The sequence below is a fragment of the Acidovorax sp. SRB_14 genome (assembly GCF_012932145.1).
Classification (GTDB): Bacteria; Pseudomonadota; Gammaproteobacteria; order Burkholderiales; family Burkholderiaceae_C; genus Simplicispira.
The window spans coordinates 55,098-69,408 of sequence record NZ_MWOK01000009.1 but is presented as its reverse complement, the minus strand read 5'-3'; the positions used below and the strand labels follow the sequence as shown (position 1 = coordinate 69,408).

Here is a 14,311-nt window from a genome sequence, read left to right as displayed (position 1 = left end):
ATGCAAAACGGCCCCGCAGGGCCGTTTCTTGCAAGAGCAGCGTGGGGCCGGTTACCGGCTGCTTGGGAAGCTGAACACCGCGCCTTCGCGCACGCCGGCCGAGGGCCAGCGCTGCGTGATGGTCTTGCGCTTGGTATAGAAGCGCACCGCGTCCGGGCCGTAGGCGTGCAGGTCGCCAAACAGGCTGCGCTTCCAGCCGCCGAACGAGTGGTAGGCCACGGGCACCGGCAGCGGCACGTTCACGCCCACCATGCCGACCTGGATGTGGTCGGTGAAGTAGCGGGCGGCCTCGCCGTCGCGGGTGAAGATGCAGGTGCCGTTGCCGTACTCGTGCGCGTCGATCAGGTCCACGGCCTGCTGCAGCGTCTGCACGCGCACCACGCCGAGCACCGGGCCGAAAATCTCTTCCTGGTAGATCGTCATGCCGGGCTTGACATGGTCGAACAGACAGGCGCCGAGGAAGTAGCCGCCCTCATGGCCTGCGGCCACCTGCACGCCACGGCCGTCCACCACCAGCGTGGCGCCTTCGGCCACGCCTTGGTCCACATAGCCTTTCACCTTCTCGAAGTGCTGCTTGGTGACCAGCGGGCCCATGTCGTTGCGGTTGTCGGTGCCGGGGCCCACCTTCATCTTGGCGATCTCGGTCTTCAGGCCCGCCACCACGGCATCGCCCACTGCGTCGCCCACGGCCACCAGCAGCGGGATGGCCATGCAGCGCTCGCCGCACGAGCCGTAGGCCGCGCCCATCAAGGCGCTCACGGCGTTGCCCACATCGGCGTCGGGCATCAGCACGGCGTGGTTCTTGGCGCCGCCCAGGGCCTGCACGCGTTTGCCGTGCTTGCAGCCTTCGGCGTAGATGTATTCGGCGATGGGGGTAGAGCCCACAAAGCTCACCGCCTTGACGCGCGGGTCGCGCAGCAGGGTGTCCACGGCCACCTTGTCGCCGTTGACGACGTTGAGCACACCGGGGGGCAGGCCGGCTTCCAGCGCCAGCTGGGCGATGAACAGCGTGGACGACGGGTCGCGCTCCGACGGCTTGAGCACAAACGTGTTGCCGCAGGCCACGGCCATGGGCCACATCCACAGCGGCACCATGGCCGGGAAGTTGAACGGCGTGATGCCGGCCGTGACGCCCAGTGCCTGGAACTCGCTCCACGAGTCGATGGACGGACCCACATTGCGGCTGTGCTCGCCCTTGAGCAGCTCGGTGGCGTAGCTGGCGTATTCGACGTTCTCGATGCCGCGCTGCAGTTCGCCGTGCGCATCGGCCAGCACCTTGCCATGTTCGGCGGTGATCAGGGCGGCGATCTTGTCGGCGTTTTCTTCGAGCAGCACCTTGAGCTTGCCCATGACGCGGGCGCGCTTCAATGGCGGCGTGTTGCGCCAGGCCGGGAAGGCGGCCTCGGCGGAGGCAATGGCGGCCTCGACCGTGGCCTGGCTCGCCAGCGCCACGCTGGTGGTGGACTGGCCGGTGGCGGGGTTGAACACGGGCTGGGTGCGTTCGGTGTCGGCAACGATCTGGCCGTCGATCAGGTGGCCGACGGTGGTGGTGACGTTCTTGTCGTGGTGCATGGCGAAAATTTGAATGGAAGTGCCGCCAGCGCTTATCTATTAAGTGCTGGCAGCTATCAATATGAGATTCTTTGGGTATGCGCAGGATCAGGCGGTCTCAGCCAGGGCATCGCCGAGTGCGTTGATCAGGCGGTCGATCTCGGCCTTCTCGCTGATGAACGGCGGGGCCAGCTGGATGGTGTCGCCGCCGTAGCGCACATAAAAGCCCTTCTTCCAGCAGTTCATCGCGATCTCGTAGGGCCGGCGGGCTGGCTCGCCGGGCAGCGGCGCAATCGTGAAGCCGGCGGCCAGGCCGTAGTTGCGGATGTCCAGCACGTGTTTGGCGCCTTTCAGGCTGTGCACCGCCTGCTCGAAGTACGGCGCCAGCGCCTGCACGCGCCCGACCATGCCTTCGTTCTGCAGGATGTCGAGCGCCGCGAGGCCGGCCGCGCATGCCACGGGGTGGGCCGAGTAGGTGTAGCCGTGCGGGAATTCGAGCAGGTACTCGGGGCCGCCGGCGTTCATGAAGGTGTCGTAGATGTCCTTCCTGGCGACCACGGCGCCCAGCGGCTGCGCGCCGTTGGTGACCTGCTTGGCGATGTTCAGGATGTCGGGCGTGACGCCGAACGCCTCGGCGCCGGTCATCGCCCCGGCGCGGCCAAAGCCCGTGATGACTTCGTCAAAAATCAGCAGGATGTGGTGCTGCGTGCAGATCTCGCGCAGGCGCTCGAGGTAGCCCACGGGCGGAATCACCACGCCGGCCGAGCCCGAGAAGGGCTCGACGATGACGGCGGCGATGTTGCTCGCATCGTGCAGCGCGATCACGTCGAGCAGCTTGTCGGCCAGTTCCTTGCCGGTGGGCGGCATGCCCTGGTGGAACGAGCCCGCCGGCGGCTGGGTGTGCGGGAGGTGGTCGGCTTCGACGCCCTGGCCGAACAGTTTGCGGTTGGCGCCGATGCCGCCGACCGAGATGCCGCCAAAGTTCACGCCGTGGTAGCCCTTTTCGCGGCCGATCAGCCGCGTCTTGCTGGCCTGCCCCTTCGTGCGCCAGTAGGCGCGCGCCATCTTGAGCGAGGTGTCTGCGGCCTCCGAACCCGAGCCGGTGAAGAACACGTAGTCGAGGCCCGCGGGCGTCAGGTCCTTGATGCGGTTGGCCAGCTCGAACGAGAGCGGGTGGCCGAACTGGAACGCGGGCGCGTAGTCGAGCTTGGCGGCCTGCCGGCCGATCGCCTCGGCGATCTCGCGGCGGCCGTGGCCCAGGCCCGAGCACCACAGGCCCGAGAGGCCGTCGAAGATCTTGCGGCCGTCGGAGTCGGTGAAATAGGCGCCGCTGGCCTCCACGATCATGCGCGGGTGGGCCTTGAAGTTGCGGTTGGCCGTGTAGGGCATCCAGTGGGCGTCGAGCCAGGCGGCATCCATGCGCGGGGCGTTGCCGGCGGCGGGAAGGTCGATGTTGACGAAGCTCATGGGGTTCTCCGATGCACAAATACAGCCCTGCGGAGCAGGGGCACTGGTGGGCCATTGTTGCCCCCCGCTGTTAATCTCTCCAAGAGCGCAATGTCAATGTTTACTTAGCACTTCATGCACGTAACAACGCCCCCTCACCGCCCCGCTTCCTCCCACAGCGCCGCGGCACCGCGCCAGCGCGCGCTGCTCGGCCAGATCAGCGACATGGACCTGCGCCTGCTGCAGGTGTTCAAGAGCGTGGCCGAGTGCGGCGGCATGGCCGCGGCCGAGCTGGAGCTCAACATCGGCGCCAGCACCGTGAGCCGCCACATGAAGGACCTGGAAACGCGCCTGGGCCTGACGCTGTGCCGGCGCGGGCGCGCGGGCTTTGCGCTCACGGCCGAGGGCCAGCGCGTGTACGACGAAACCCTGCGCCTGCTCAGCGCGGTGGACGCGTTTCGCAGCAGCATCGACGACATCCACCAGCGCATGGGCGGGCGGCTCGACGTGGCGGTGTTCGACAAGACCGCCAGCAACCCGGCCGCGCGCATTGGCGCGGCCATTGCGCTGTTTACCGGGCAGGCGCCGGACGTGGCCCTGCAGATGCATGTGGCGTCCATCAACGTCATCGAGCGCGGGCTGATCGACGGGCGCTTCCAGGTCGGCATCATCCCGGCGCACCGCCATTCGCAAAGCCTGGTCTACACCGACCTGTTCACCGAGAACATGCTGCTGTACTGCGGCCGGCAGCACCCGCTGTTCGGCCAGGACCACAGCCCACTCACCTGGCAGGCCCTGCGCGCCTGGCAGTTTGCCGGCCTGGGCTACCACTCGCCCAACATGGAGCTGAGCCACAGCGCGCGCCTGCCGCGCAAGGCCACGGGTTTCGACCAAGAGTCGATCGCCACGCTGGTGCTGTCGGGCCGCTACCTGGGTTTTCTGCCCGACCACTACGCCGAGGCCTTCGAGCGCAGCGGCCAAATGCAGACGGTGCAGCCGGCGCAGTTCTTCTACCGCTGCCAGTTCGTCGGCGTGCTGCGCAAGTCGCCCCAGCCGCCGCGTGCGGCGCAGGCGTTTGCGCAGTGCCTGGTGGCCGCGCACGCGGCGCACCCGGTCAGACCTGCGTCTGCGCCCCGGCCACCCAGCGCAGGCCCTTGCCCAGGCTGAGGTAGTAGTCCCCTTGCGGACTGATGACGACGGCGCGGCAGGCCTGGGGGTCCGAAAAGTACTGCCACCCGTAGGCGCGCTCTTGGGGGGCGGCGTGGTGGGGGACGGCCTGCATGCCGCGGTCCAAGCCGTCGGCACAGCGAGCGGCGGCGGCTTGCTCAGGCGCGTGCTTGCGATCGCGGCGATGGTCCCCGGCGAGCGCGGGGGCGCTGAGGGCGGTCGCCAGCAGGGCCATCGCGGTGAGAAGTACGGTCGTGCGCATGGTGATCTCCTTGGCCAGTGATTGCAGTCGGGAGTGACTGTGCCTGCAGTCTGCGCGGGGGGCCGTGAACCGGTTCTGAACGCCGGGTTCATCGGCCGTTCATGTGCCGCCCGGCGGCGTGGCAGCTGCACCGAAGCGCCCCAGCCCCAGCTCCACCAGCGCACCACCCCGGCGCAGCAGCCACAGCGCCTCCAACCCCAGGCGCTGCGCCAGCGCCAGGCCCTCGCCGGGGCCTGCCACCAGCAACGCCGTAGCCCAGGCGTCGGCGTCCATGCAGGTGGGCGCCAGCACGGTGACGGAGGCGACACCGTTGTGCACCGGCCCGCCACGGCGGCTGTCCATGCTGTGCGCCAGGCGCGCGTCGCCCACCTGCACGAAGCGCCGGTAGTCGCCCGAGGTGGCCACGGCGAGATCCTGCAGCTCGATCACGCCCTGCGCGGCGCGGCGGCCCGCCTGGGGGCTCTCCAGCGCCACGGCCCAGGGGGTGCCATCCCCCTGGGGGCCGAGGGCGCGCAGTTCGCCGTCGAGCGCCGCCAGCGCATGCTGCACGCCGTGCTGCTGCAGCACGGTGCACATGCGGTCGACCGCGTAGCCCTTGGCAATGCCGCACAGGTCGAGCTGCAGGGGCGCGCTTCTGCGCGCGCGGCCTGCGTCCCGGTCCAGTTCCAGTTCCAGTTCCAGGGCATGGTGCGTGGGGCGGCGTGGCGCGGCACGGGCGGCGCGAATCGCCTGCGCATCGGGCGCATCGCGCACCGAGCCAAAGCCCCAGGCGTCGACCAGTGCCCCGACCGCGGGGTCGAAGGCGCCGCCGCTCAGGCGACAGACCTCGAGCGCGCGGGCGAGCACCTGCAGCATCTCGGCGGGCAGGTCCACCCAGGCGCCCAGGGGCGCGTGGTTCAGGCGCACGAGATCGCTGTCCGGCTTCCACGGGGACATCTGCGCGTCCACCTGCGCCACCGCGGCCTGCAGGGCGGCATGCAGCACCTGGCGGTCGGTCCCCGCCGGCGCGTCGCAGGTGACCGCCCAGCGCGTGCCCATGGTCGGGCCGTGCAGTTGCAGGCGCGTGGCATCGCCCCCTGCCGCCGCTGGAGGGAAGCGGAGAGGGAGGCTGCGGGCACCGTGCATGGCCGGCGCCGCTGGCGCCCTCCCTGGCCCGCCGGCGGCGGAGGGAGGCACCCCGAGGTCAGAACAGGTCTTCGGCATAGCGCCCCTTCGCCTTGAGCTGTTGCACGCTCAGGCCCAGCGTGGCGGCGATGCCGTCGAGCACCTCGGCCACGGCACGCGCCATGGGACGGCTGCCGCACACACGCACGATGGCGCCACTGGCCAGCAGCGCACGCAGGCTCTCGGCGTCGCGGCGCAGGGCGTCTTGCACATAGCCGCCGCCCCCGGGCACGCGCGAGAAGGCCGTCCGCACGCTCGCCAGGCGCTGCTCGGCGAGCCAGTGCTGGATGTCGGGCCCGAAGTAATAGTCCCGTGCCGGGTCGCGCGCGCCGAAGTACAGGTGCATGGGCGTGCGCCGGTCGTTGCGCCGGATGAAGCCCGCCAGCGGCGCCACGCCCGTGCCCGCGCCGATCAAGAGCACGGGCTGGCGCTGGCCCCCCTCCAGCGCAAAGCCAGGGTTGGGCCGGATGAAGGCCTGGGCCTGATCCCCCGGCTGCAGGCCGTAGAGGTGGGTGGAGCACAGGCCGCCGGGCAGCTGGCGCACGCAGATTTCGAGGAATCCGTCCTCGGTGCCCGAGGCCAGCGAGTAGTAGCGTGGCACGCTCGAGCCCGGCGCCACGATGCCCACCAGGTCGCCCGCCGCAAAGCGCGCCAGGCCGCGCCCGCGCAGGCGCTCCGGCCAAGGCGTGTGCGGCCAGGCAAAGCGCAGGATGGCCGTGGGCCGGTCGGTCTGGCCCGGGTAGTCGCGCCGCGATTCCAGCGTGAGCGCGGTGGTGGGCGGCAGGCGCGGCACGTAATCCAGCGTCAGACTCTCGCCCAGCGCCTGCGCCAGCGCCTCGCCCCAGCGGGCGAACTGCTGGCCGGACTGCTGGTGTATGCATTCCAGCGGCAGCAGCGCAGGCCAGCCCTGGGCGCGCAGCGCCTGCTCCAGCGCCTGGGCAAAGGCGCAGAAGGCCGGGTACTGCCGGTCGCCAAAGCCCAGCACCGTCACCGGCACGCTGCCGGCGGCCTGGCCCCTGATGCGCTCCAGGGCGTGGCGCGCGTGGGCCGGGGCCTGGCCCTCGCCATAGGTGGCCGCCAGGATGAACACCTGCCGGGTGGCGGCGCTGGTCTGGAAATGCTCCAGCCCCGTGGTGTGGACGCGGTGCCCGGCCTGGGCCAGCGCGCCGTGCAGCGCCTGGGCAAAGCCCCAGGTGCTGCCGCCTTCGCTGGCGACGAAGACCAGCACATCGGCCTGCGCCAGCGCGCTGTTGCCCGTGATGCGCACCGCGCCCCGCCGCGCCTGCCACCAGATCAGCACGCCGGTCACCCAGAACAGCAGCACGCTCGCGCCCGCCAGCCCCAGCACCACGGCCCAGGGCCAGGCGCTCTGGCCTGTGTGCAGCACCCGCGCCCAGTCGTCGATCTGCTGCGCCAGCGTGGCGTCGTGCCATTCCAGGGTCTGGCCGCTGTAGCGGTCGATCCAGCCCTGGCCCTGGTGCGTGGTGACCCGCCAGGTGTCGGTGGGGTCGGCGGCATCGGGCAGATTGAGTTTGCGCAGGTCCTGTAGGCGCAGCGCTTGCAGCAGGGGGATGCGCGCGGGCCCCAGAGCGGCGCCGCTGCCCGCACGGGGCGCCAGCTCGGGTTCGGGCCGGGCGTCGGGTGCCACCAGCCCCAGCGTGGTGGCGCTCATGAGCGGGGCGGTCACCGAGGACAGGCACAGCACCGCCAGCACCACCCGGCCCACCAGCACATGCAGGCGCTGCGCCAGCGTGCCGCGCACCCGGCCCGCCAGTTGCCGCCAGCCGCCCATGCGGCGCAGCAGCAGCGCCAGGCCGGAGACGCTGAGCACCGCCATGGCCAGCGCCACGCCCGCCGCACCCCAGCGCCCGGCGTCACCCAGCAGCAGGGCGCGGTGCAGGTTCTTCACCCAGCGCGGCAGAACCGAGGGACGGTACACCGCCAGCAGCCGGCCGTCGGCCGGATCGACATAGCGCGCCTGCGCCTGCTCGCCGTCAAAGCCGAAGGCGGCGATGGCGCCGGACGGCAGGCGGCGGATTTCCTCCACGCCCGGCATGGCGCGCTGCACCTGCTGCGCCAGCGCGGCCACGCTCAGGCCCGGCGCGGCCTGGGGCGCCTGCCAGGCCTGCTGCACCGGGTCGATGGCCAGCAGCGCGCCCGACAGGCCCAGGACCCAAGCCAAGGTGCCGAGGCTCAGGCCCAGCCAGCGGTGGACGACCTTCCAGCCCATGTGCGCCTCCTTACTGCAGTTGATAGGTCAGCGACTGGATGTACTGCTTGCCCGCCTGGGGCTTGCCGGCGTTTTGCGTGGTCAGGGGCACGCGCACTTCGCCGGGGCTGTCGCGCATGTCTTCCGCGGCGGCATCGATGCGGATCTCGTAGCCCGCGTCGATCAGCGCATCGGCCAGGTCGGCCGTGACCTTGAGCGTGCGCCCCGCGCCCACGCTGGCGCCGGTGACGCCGTTGAGGCGCTTGGCGTCACCGGCGGACAGGCGGCTCCAGTCGGCCAGGTGCTTGTAGTACTTGGCCTTGCCGCCGGCCACCCACAGCGTGCGGGCGTAGGCACCCTTGGCGTCCGTCAGGTAGACGGCCAGGTAGGCACCGTCGCCGCCGTAGTTCTTGAGCTGGGTGGTCAGGGTCACCTGGCGGCTGTGCGCCAGGGCGGGCAGGGCCAGAACGCAGGCAGCGGCGATGGTGGTCACAAGGGGTTTGGACATGGTGGTTCTCCTCAAATTTGATAGCTTCTGGCGCTTACCTGATAAGGTCTTGAACTGGTTTTGATGATAAAAAAGGCATTCATTCCACCTGGCCGCGCGGCGCGCCGCCCGGGGTGAACGGGGCCGCGGGGGCGGGGCGCGCATCCTGGGGAGCGTGTTCGCGTTCACGCTCCCGGGTGCGCTCCCTGCGCTTGATCTTGAGCACCTGCAGGGTCTCGGGGTCAATCGTGGCCTTGAAGGCGCGGCCCTGGGCGTCCTGGCCACGGACCTCATAGCAGCCGTCGTCGATCTTCAGGCGCTGCACCTGCCAGCCCTGCTGCGCGGCCATCTGGCGCACGGCGTCGCGCGATTGCCACCGGTGCACGGGCACGTCGCAGTCGTCGCCCGCCAGCGCCGGGGCGGCGGCCAGGGCCAGGCACAGGGCCGCCAGGGAAGAGGGGGTTTTCATGGTCGGATCTCCTGGTCGCATGGGGTTCACGCCATTCCACGGCATACATCCCTCGCCCTCACTGACATCGCGCAAGCCGCCGCCGAAAAGCGCCACATCCCCGCCCGGATGGTCCATCCGCCCAGGCCCTTCGTCCAGGGGCTCGATTCGTTGTCGCCCCGGCGCCCGGCGGCAGCAAGGGCCGTTTCGATGCGCATGGTTCGCTCCTTCCTGACCGGAGCCTGCGGCGCTGCGGGCACTTGTGCCCGGGCGACACGCGAGGCCACGGCGGCGCCTGCCGAACAGGCGGTGGGGAAGCGACGGGCGGTCTGGTGGTTCTTGTGCATGGCGGCAACTCCTGGCTTGGTGGCCCGGCATCGCGCCCGGCCTGGAGGGAATTTTCAAAAAACCACCATGAACCTGTGCTGAAGGCGGCGTTCATCTGCGGTTCATTGCCGCGCGCTTATAAAACCACCATGAGCATCCCCCGCCGCTTCGCCGTCCTGCCGGTTCTCGTCCTGTGCGCCCTGGGTGCAGGCAGCGCATTGCATGCCGACGAACCCCGCCGCAGCGACCATGAGCTGGCGCGCCAGGCGCTCGAGCAGGGCCAAGTGCTGCCGCTGCGCACCGTGCTCGACAAGGTCGAGCACGGGTACCAGGGGCAGGTGCTGAAGATCGAGTTCGAGCGCGACGACGGCCGCTACATTTACGAAATCCGCCTGCTGCAAAACGACGGCCGCATGGCACAGCTCAAGGTGGACGCCGTCAATGGCCAAGTGCTGAAAATCAAACGCAAGGGAGACCACTGATGCGCATCCTCGTCGTGGAAGACGAGCCCACGCTCAGCGCCCAGCTGGTGCAGGCCATCGCTGGCGCCGGCCACACGGTGGAGGCCGCGGGCGACGGTGGCCAGGCGCATTACCTGGGCGACGTGGAAGATTTCGACGCCGTGGTGCTGGACCTGGGCCTGCCCGTGCTCGACGGCCTGTCGGTGCTGCGCCGCTGGCGCGCCAGCGGGCGCAACATGCCGGTGCTCATCCTCACGGCGCGCAGCAGCTGGCAGGAAAAGGTGGCAGGCATGGACGCCGGCGCCGACGACTACCTGGCCAAGCCCTTCCACATGGAGGAGCTGCTCGCGCGCCTGCGCGCGCTCTTGCGCCGCGTGAGCGAGCACGCCAGCGCCCAGTGGCAATGCGGCCCCGTCTGGCTCGACACGCGCCAGGCGCGCGTGCTGGTCGACGGCCAGGCGCTCACCCTGACCAGCCACGAATTCAAGCTGCTGTCGCTGCTGATGCAGCGCAAGGGCGAGGTGCTCTCGCGCACCGAACTGGCCGAACACATCTACCCGCAGGACAGCGAACGCGACTCCAACACCATCGAGGTCTTCGTCGGCCGCCTGCGCAAGAAGCTGCCGGAGGGCTGCATCGAGACCGTGCGCGGCCTGGGCTACCGGCTGGTGGAGGCGGGCGGCGCGCGATGAGGGCGGCATGAACGGCGGCTCGCTGCGCCTGCGCCTGCTGGCCGGTACGCTGGCCTGGATGCTGCTCACCATCGCGCTGGCCGGCTGGGGGCTGCGCGCGCTGTTTCTGGACCACATCACGCAGCAGCTGCAGGCGCAGCTGGTGATGCAGCTCGACCACCTGAGCGCCGCCGTGGACTGGGGGCCGGGTGGGCGCGTGGCGGTGGCGCCCATGGGGGCGGACGCGCGGCTGGAGCAACCGCTGTCGGGCCTGTACTGGCAGGTGGATCAGCTGGGAGGCCAGCCCCGGGCCGCCGTGGCCCGCTCGCGCTCGCTGTGGGACCAGGTGCTGACCCTGCCCCCGCCGCCGGCGCAATACCCCGCTGCCGGATACCGCGTGCTGCAGCTGCACGATGCCCAGGGCCACGAACTGCTGGCCGTGGCGCGCCCCCTGCAACTGCCCGAGGACGCCGCGCCGCCGCTGCACCTGGTGGTGGCGGGCGACAAGGCATTGCTGGCCGAGCCGCTGCAGCGCTTTACCCACCTGCTGCTGATTGCGCTAACCATGCTGGCGCTGGGACTGGCCGTGGCCGTGGCGCTGCAGCTGCAGCTGGCCCTGCGGCCCCTGAAGCTGCTGCGCGAACGCCTGGCGGCCGTGCGCAGCGGCCATGCCGCGACGCTGCAAGGGCAATTTCCGCTGGAGCTGCAGCCCCTGGTGGCCGAGTTCAACCATGTGCTGACCGAGAACGCCGACATGGTGCAGCGCGCGCGCACCCAGGCCGGCAACCTGGCGCACGCGGTGCACACCCCGCTGTCCGTCCTGGCCAATGCCGCTGCGCAGGAAGGCAGCCCGCTGGCGCAGCTGGTGCGCGAGCAGGTGGCCAGCGCCCGCCGCCAGGTCGACTACCACCTGGCGCGCGCCCGCGCCGCCGCCGCCGTGCGCGCCACCGGCATGGCCACGCCGGTGCTGGAGCCAGTGCGGGCGCTGCTGCGCACCATGGCGCGCCTGCACACCGGACGCCAGGTGGACTTTGCGCTGGCAGAGCCGGCGCATGCCGAGGGCCTGGTCTTTCGCGGCGAGGAGCAGGACCTGTACGAGCTGCTGGGCAACTTGATCGACAACGCCGGCAAGTCGGCGCGCACCCGGGTGCGCGTGGCGGTGCGGCGCGAGGGCGGCCAGCTGTGTTTCACCATCGACGACGATGGCCCCGGCATCCCAACCGAACAGCGCCCGCGCATGTTCGAACGCGGCGTGCAGCTTGACGAGCACCGCCCTGGCGCAGGCCTGGGCCTGGACATCGTGCGCACCCTGACCGAGACCTACGGGGGCAGCGTGGAGGCACTGGATTCCCCGCTGGGCGGCGCGCGGTTTCTGCTCCAGTTGCCGGCGGCCGGTTGAAGGCCCGGTTGCGGCGCCCCAGAGACGGCTTGTTCTGCGGGCTTTTTTGGATGGTGGGTGGCGCGCGTGCCTGGCGCCTCAGCGCGCCAGCGGCAGCGCCACGCCCATGGCCGCAAACGCAGCGCCGCAGACGCGGTTGAAGCGCTTGCCAAAGCGCTCGAGCGCCGGGCGGATGCGGTGCGCGAGCCGCGCCAGCAGGTATTCGACCACGCACTCGATCACGGCAAAAGTGCCAGCCATGACCGCGAACTGCAGCCACAGGCTGCGTGCCGGGTCCAGAAACTGGGGCAGGAAGGCGCCATAGAACAGCAGCGCCTTGGGATTGGACACCGCCGCGAACAGGCCCTGGCGGAACAGCTGGCTGCGGCGCGGGAACGGCGCGCCGGGCGCGGCCTGCAGGTTCAGCGGCGGCGCGCGCCACAGCTGCACACCCAGCCACACCAGGTAGGCGCCGCCCACCCACTTGAGCACCCACAGTGCGCTGGCCGAGGCCTGCAGCAGCGCGCCGATGCCGAGCATGGACAGCGCAATGACGGCCACGAAGCCGAGCGCGCCGCCGGCCACGGTGTACAGCGTGCGACGGTGCCCGTGCAGCGCGCCGTGCGTGAGCGCCAGCAGGCTGTTGGGGCCAGGCGTGAGCGATAGGCCGAGGGCGGCCACGAGATAGATCAACCAGGTGTGCAAGGCCATGGGGCGTTCCTTCACTGGGGGCCAACCGGGCGCGCCAGTATAGGAGGGCGCCCGGGCGCAGGGCTGCGCCGAAGGAACTGCGCGCCTGGGCCCGGCGCGGCGCGGCAGCGGTGCCCGGGTGGCAAAATTACCAGGCTTGCCGCCCGTGCGGCACCGCAACGCGCCCGTCCCCGCCCATCCACCCGTTTTTTGATCGGAAAGCCGCGCCATGTTCACAGGCATCGTCCAGGCCACGGCCACCATTGCCGCCATCCACGACCGCAGCGGCCTGCGGACTTTCACGCTCGATTTTCCGCCGGGCTTTTGCCAGGACCTGGCCATTGGCGCGAGCGTGTCCACCGATGGCGTGTGCCTCACGGTGACGGAAATCCTCTCGCCCACGCAGGCTGCATTCGACGTGATGCTGCAAAGCCTCAACGTGACCACGCTGGGCCGCTACCACCAGGGTGACCGCGTGAACGTGGAGCGCGCGGCCAAGGACGGCGCCGAGATAGGCGGCCACCCGCTGTCGGGCCATGTCGATTTCACCGGCACCCTCATCGAGCGCCGCGAGTTCGACAACAACCTGGTCTGGCGCGTGGCGGTGCCGGAGCCGTTTCGCAAATACATCTTTGCCAAGGGCTACATCGCCATCCACGGCGCGAGCCTGACGGTGTCCGAGGTGAACCGCGCCGAGGGCTGGTTCGAGGTCTGGCTGATCCCCGAGACGCGCCGCGCCACGGTGTTTGAAGCCAAAAAGGTGGGCGACGCGCTCAACATCGAGATCGAGCGCAGCACGCAGGTGCTGGTGGACACGGTGCGCGAGGCCGTGCACGAGAGCCTGGGCGCGCTGCAGCCCGTGCTCGAAGCGATCCTGCAGGAAAAGGGCCTGTCGCTCGACGACTTCCTGCGCCCGCAGGTGCAGACGCCACAGTGAGCGCGCGCGTGTGCGCGCTCGCGCCCCAGCACCTGCCCGGCCTGCTGGCCGTGCAGCAGGCCTGCTATGGCGCGGCGCTGGTCGAAGGGGCGCAGGTCTTTGCGCGCCGCCTGGCCAGCCCGGCCAACTGCTCGCTGGTGCTCGAACACGCCGGACAGGTCGTGGCCTACCTGGCGGCCTACCACTCGGTGCGCCACAAAGTGACGCCGCTGCAGGGCGACTTTGAGGCCGTGGCCGCACCAGGCATCCCCGACACGCTCTACCTGCACGACATGGCCGTGCTGCCGCAGTTCGCCGGGCGCGGCCTCGCGCGTGCGCTGCTGGCGCGGCTGTGGGCGGGGGCCACTGCCCGCGGCCTGCGCCATTCGGCGCTGGTGTCGGTGCAGGGCTCGCGGGCGTACTGGGAGCGGCAGGGGTATGCGGTGCAGGCGCTGGACCAGGCGGCGCAGCGCGCGCGGCTGGCCAGCTACGGCCCCGGTGCGGTCTACATGCTGCGGCGCCTGGACGGCGGCGCGCCCTGAGCATGCGCCGCACCGCGCAGCCAAGCCCCGTCATCGGGCTGTAGGGTTGCTTGGCGATAATGCGCTCCATGCCAAATCGCTGGAAACCCAACGTCACCGTGGCGGCCATCATTGAACAGGGTGGCCGCTTTTTGCTGGTGGAAGAGCAAACCCGCGACGGTCTCAAGCTCAACAACCCGGCGGGCCACCTCGACCCCGGCGAAGCTCCGGCCGACGCCTGCGCACGCGAGGTGCTGGAAGAGACCGCGCACGAATTCGCGCCGAGCGCGCTGGTGGGCGTGTACCTGAACCGCTTCACCAAGACGCGCACCGGCGACGACCTCACCTACCTGCGTTTTGCCTTTGCCGGCACGCTGGGCGCGCACCACGGCTGGCGCACGCTCGACGCGGGCATCGTGCGCACCGTATGGATGACGGCCGACGAGATCCGCGCCTGCCCCGGGCGCCACCGCAGCCCGCTGCTTCTGCGCAGCCTCGAAGACTACCTGGCGGGCCAGCGCTTTCCGCTGTCGCTGGTGCACACCGACGCGAGCGTGCTGCAGCCGGCGGGCTGACCCCGCCGCGCAGGTGACAGCGGCGGGCCGCGCCCTCA

Annotated in this window: 15 protein-coding genes; 7 read left to right on the top strand and 8 right to left on the bottom strand. The window is 70.6% G+C overall.

Annotation, left to right across the window (positions count from 1 at the left end):
* Positions 1 to 51 precede the first annotated feature (51 nt).
* Positions 52 to 1,572, bottom strand: coding sequence for a CoA-acylating methylmalonate-semialdehyde dehydrogenase (locus B2J86_RS09070; protein ID WP_173025309.1), 1,521 nt, complete (start codon positions 1,570 to 1,572; stop codon positions 52 to 54).
* An 87-nt stretch (positions 1,573 to 1,659) separates the two neighbouring features.
* Positions 1,660 to 3,018, bottom strand: coding sequence for an aspartate aminotransferase family protein (locus tag B2J86_RS09065; RefSeq protein WP_173025308.1), 1,359 nt, complete (start codon positions 3,016 to 3,018; stop codon positions 1,660 to 1,662).
* 114 nt (positions 3,019 to 3,132) lie between these two features.
* Here B2J86_RS09065 and B2J86_RS09060 point away from each other — a divergent pair, with 114 nt between their 5' ends.
* Positions 3,133 to 4,164 (top strand): LysR family transcriptional regulator, encoded by a 1,032-nt coding sequence (locus B2J86_RS09060; RefSeq protein ID WP_173025307.1) that lies wholly within the window; start codon positions 3,133 to 3,135, stop codon positions 4,162 to 4,164.
* On the opposite strand, the gene B2J86_RS09055 is transcribed toward B2J86_RS09060, so the two are convergent.
* The 5 genes from B2J86_RS09055 to B2J86_RS09035 all read right to left on the bottom strand — a co-directional run bounded on the left by B2J86_RS09055 (position 4,112) and on the right by B2J86_RS09035 (position 8,755).
* Positions 4,112 to 4,426 (bottom strand): hypothetical protein, encoded by a 315-nt coding sequence (locus B2J86_RS09055; protein ID WP_173025306.1) that lies wholly within the window; start codon positions 4,424 to 4,426, stop codon positions 4,112 to 4,114. The genes B2J86_RS09060 and B2J86_RS09055 overlap by 53 nt on opposite strands.
* A 99-nt stretch (positions 4,427 to 4,525) precedes the next feature.
* Positions 4,526 to 5,551 carry an FAD:protein FMN transferase gene (locus B2J86_RS09050; RefSeq protein ID WP_173025305.1) on the bottom strand — a complete coding sequence of 342 codons (1,026 nt, stop codon included), beginning with the start codon at positions 5,549 to 5,551 and terminating at the stop codon, positions 4,526 to 4,528.
* Positions 5,552 to 5,609: 58 nt separating this feature from the next.
* On the bottom strand, positions 5,610 to 7,820 hold the full coding sequence (locus tag B2J86_RS09045; RefSeq protein WP_173025304.1) for a PepSY domain-containing protein: 2,211 nt from the start codon (positions 7,818 to 7,820) through the stop codon (positions 5,610 to 5,612).
* A gap of 10 nt (positions 7,821 to 7,830) precedes the next feature.
* Positions 7,831 to 8,307: a DUF2271 domain-containing protein gene (locus B2J86_RS09040; RefSeq protein WP_173025303.1), complete on the bottom strand. Its 477-nt coding sequence runs from the start codon at positions 8,305 to 8,307 to the stop codon at positions 7,831 to 7,833.
* A 79-nt stretch (positions 8,308 to 8,386) separates the two neighbouring features.
* The gene (locus B2J86_RS09035) at positions 8,387 to 8,755 is read right to left on the bottom strand and encodes a PepSY domain-containing protein (protein WP_173025302.1); all 369 of its coding nucleotides are present in this window, start codon (positions 8,753 to 8,755) and stop codon (positions 8,387 to 8,389) included.
* A gap of 455 nt (positions 8,756 to 9,210) precedes the next feature.
* Here B2J86_RS09035 and B2J86_RS09030 point away from each other — a divergent pair, with 455 nt between their 5' ends.
* Genes B2J86_RS09030 through B2J86_RS09020 form a run of 3 tightly spaced genes read left to right on the top strand, consistent with a single transcriptional unit; the run spans position 9,211 to position 11,592 of the window.
* A complete protein-coding gene (locus B2J86_RS09030; protein WP_173025301.1) occupies positions 9,211 to 9,543 on the top strand; it encodes a PepSY domain-containing protein in 333 nt (110 codons plus the stop codon).
* A complete protein-coding gene (locus B2J86_RS09025) occupies positions 9,543 to 10,214 on the top strand; it encodes a response regulator transcription factor (RefSeq protein WP_173025300.1) in 672 nt (223 codons plus the stop codon). The genes B2J86_RS09030 and B2J86_RS09025 overlap by 1 nt, the downstream gene beginning before the upstream one ends.
* A 7-nt stretch (positions 10,215 to 10,221) precedes the next feature.
* A complete protein-coding gene (locus tag B2J86_RS09020; RefSeq protein ID WP_173025299.1) occupies positions 10,222 to 11,592 on the top strand; it encodes a sensor histidine kinase in 1,371 nt (456 codons plus the stop codon).
* 78 nt (positions 11,593 to 11,670) lie between these two features.
* On the opposite strand, the gene B2J86_RS09015 is transcribed toward B2J86_RS09020, so the two are convergent.
* Positions 11,671 to 12,282 (bottom strand): LysE family translocator, encoded by a 612-nt coding sequence (locus B2J86_RS09015; protein ID WP_173025298.1) that lies wholly within the window; start codon positions 12,280 to 12,282, stop codon positions 11,671 to 11,673.
* 208 nt (positions 12,283 to 12,490) lie between these two features.
* Here B2J86_RS09015 and B2J86_RS09010 point away from each other — a divergent pair, with 208 nt between their 5' ends.
* The 3 genes from B2J86_RS09010 (at position 12,491) to B2J86_RS09000 (ending at position 14,273) form a co-directional block, all read left to right on the top strand.
* A complete protein-coding gene (locus tag B2J86_RS09010; protein ID WP_173025297.1) occupies positions 12,491 to 13,198 on the top strand; it encodes a riboflavin synthase subunit alpha in 708 nt (235 codons plus the stop codon).
* On the top strand, positions 13,195 to 13,719 hold the full coding sequence (locus tag B2J86_RS09005; RefSeq protein ID WP_169168723.1) for a GNAT family N-acetyltransferase: 525 nt from the start codon (positions 13,195 to 13,197) through the stop codon (positions 13,717 to 13,719). Before B2J86_RS09010 ends, B2J86_RS09005 begins: the two co-directional genes overlap by 4 nt.
* Positions 13,720 to 13,787: 68 nt before the next feature.
* On the top strand, positions 13,788 to 14,273 hold the full coding sequence (locus tag B2J86_RS09000) for an NUDIX hydrolase (protein WP_169168722.1): 486 nt from the start codon (positions 13,788 to 13,790) through the stop codon (positions 14,271 to 14,273).
* Positions 14,274 to 14,311 lie beyond the last annotated feature (38 nt).

What these genes read in the sequence shown, in the direction of transcription:
- B2J86_RS09020 (WP_173025299.1), top strand. Translation starts at nt 10,222, where the DNA reads ATGAACGGCGGCTCGCTGCGCCTGCGCCTGCTGGCCGGTACGCTGGCC.
- B2J86_RS09000 (WP_169168722.1), top strand. Translation starts at nt 13,788, where the DNA reads ATGCCAAATCGCTGGAAACCCAACGTCACCGTGGCGGCCATCATTGAA.
- B2J86_RS09010 (WP_173025297.1), top strand. Translation starts at nt 12,491, where the DNA reads ATGTTCACAGGCATCGTCCAGGCCACGGCCACCATTGCCGCCATCCAC.
- B2J86_RS09055 (WP_173025306.1), bottom strand. Translation starts at nt 4,426, where the DNA reads ATGCGCACGACCGTACTTCTCACCGCGATGGCCCTGCTGGCGACCGCC.
- B2J86_RS09035 (WP_173025302.1), bottom strand. Translation starts at nt 8,755, where the DNA reads ATGAAAACCCCCTCTTCCCTGGCGGCCCTGTGCCTGGCCCTGGCCGCC.
- B2J86_RS09050 (WP_173025305.1), bottom strand. Translation starts at nt 5,551, where the DNA reads ATGCACGGTGCCCGCAGCCTCCCTCTCCGCTTCCCTCCAGCGGCGGCA.
- B2J86_RS09060 (WP_173025307.1), top strand. Translation starts at nt 3,133, where the DNA reads ATGCACGTAACAACGCCCCCTCACCGCCCCGCTTCCTCCCACAGCGCC.
- B2J86_RS09015 (WP_173025298.1), bottom strand. Translation starts at nt 12,282, where the DNA reads ATGGCCTTGCACACCTGGTTGATCTATCTCGTGGCCGCCCTCGGCCTA.
- B2J86_RS09065 (WP_173025308.1), bottom strand. Translation starts at nt 3,018, where the DNA reads ATGAGCTTCGTCAACATCGACCTTCCCGCCGCCGGCAACGCCCCGCGC.
- B2J86_RS09025 (WP_173025300.1), top strand. Translation starts at nt 9,543, where the DNA reads ATGCGCATCCTCGTCGTGGAAGACGAGCCCACGCTCAGCGCCCAGCTG.
- B2J86_RS09070 (WP_173025309.1), bottom strand. Translation starts at nt 1,572, where the DNA reads ATGCACCACGACAAGAACGTCACCACCACCGTCGGCCACCTGATCGAC.
- B2J86_RS09030 (WP_173025301.1), top strand. Translation starts at nt 9,211, where the DNA reads ATGAGCATCCCCCGCCGCTTCGCCGTCCTGCCGGTTCTCGTCCTGTGC.
- B2J86_RS09040 (WP_173025303.1), bottom strand. Translation starts at nt 8,307, where the DNA reads ATGTCCAAACCCCTTGTGACCACCATCGCCGCTGCCTGCGTTCTGGCC.
- B2J86_RS09045 (WP_173025304.1), bottom strand. Translation starts at nt 7,820, where the DNA reads ATGGGCTGGAAGGTCGTCCACCGCTGGCTGGGCCTGAGCCTCGGCACC.